The following is a 1,020-nucleotide window of genomic DNA, read 5'->3' as shown; positions in this document are numbered from 1 at the left end:
GCATAAAACACCATGCACCACCAACCCTTTGCAAAGTACGTAGTGAGATGAATAACAGGATAAATCCTACACGTTGAAAACCTTATGCTCACACTGGCTTTTAAAGTCGATAAGTTGATCAGGACTGCGTGTTCGACTGCCTCATCTTGGCCAAGGCAATAGCCGCTAAAACAGGCCGTATATATGGTAGTTAACCTGCACTTTTAATCACGCTGCTGACTTGCAAAACCGGGGGAGACCATATAAGTGAACAACGCGACCACCTAACTGAAACATTGTGCCATAAAACACTAAACTTAACCTAGAATGCAGATCGACAAGCGTTGTGAATCTGCTTAAATTGTTTGTTAGTTGCCTACCCTAACGCTTTAACTTGAAGCTTATTGAGGCTTTGCCAACACTGTTTTCACTGACTCTAACAAACTCAAATCAAGCGCAGTTTCAAAGCGACTGTTACTGAAACCACTTGGAATTTGCAGCGACGCAGAAAACGGACTTTGAACACAAAAGAACGCTCTTGGAAAGACTAAGCAACAGAGCAGACTTTCAACGAGCGAATCAGCTTCTGAAACAGAGAATCCAGCGACACACCAACCAGAACTAAACTATCACCGATTCGAAAAGCTAGAAGGTGAAACACGAAAACCTAGCCAAAAACACGCTGACATTAGCCCTAAAATTGCTGATTTAGTTACTTTTTCTTCATTGGCAACTAACGCCGCATTAAGTTGATGAGATGGTCTCCCCCTACCACTTCACATGACTATCAGCCATGCTTGGAGTGTTCAGGCCCGAAGCAAAAGGAGAAGACCATGACTCAGCATAAAATCATCGGCATCGACTTAGCAAAAAGTATTTTCTTTCTTTTTGAAATCAATCATAAAGGAAAGAACCTTGGCCGTAAAAAGCTTCAACGAAGCAAGCTACTTAACTACGTCGCAAATCAAAGTCCATCCATCATCGCCATGGAGGCTTGTTCTGGAGCACATTATTGGAGGCTTGTTCTGGAGCACATTATTG

General features: G+C 42.6%; 1 pseudogene. It reads left to right on the top strand.

Features of this window, described 5'->3' with window-relative positions:
- Nucleotides 1–812: 812 nt before the first annotated feature.
- Nucleotides 813–1,020, top strand: a pseudogene (locus tag DPF91_RS21755) (IS110 family transposase); the annotation flags it as partial.

Origin of the sequence: Vibrio maerlii (genome assembly GCF_003415655.1) — a bacterium.
Taxonomy (GTDB): domain Bacteria; phylum Pseudomonadota; class Gammaproteobacteria; order Enterobacterales; family Vibrionaceae; genus Vibrio; species Vibrio maerlii.
The sequence above is the reverse complement of the archived record's forward strand: the minus strand, read 5'-3'. Positions and strand labels throughout refer to the sequence as shown.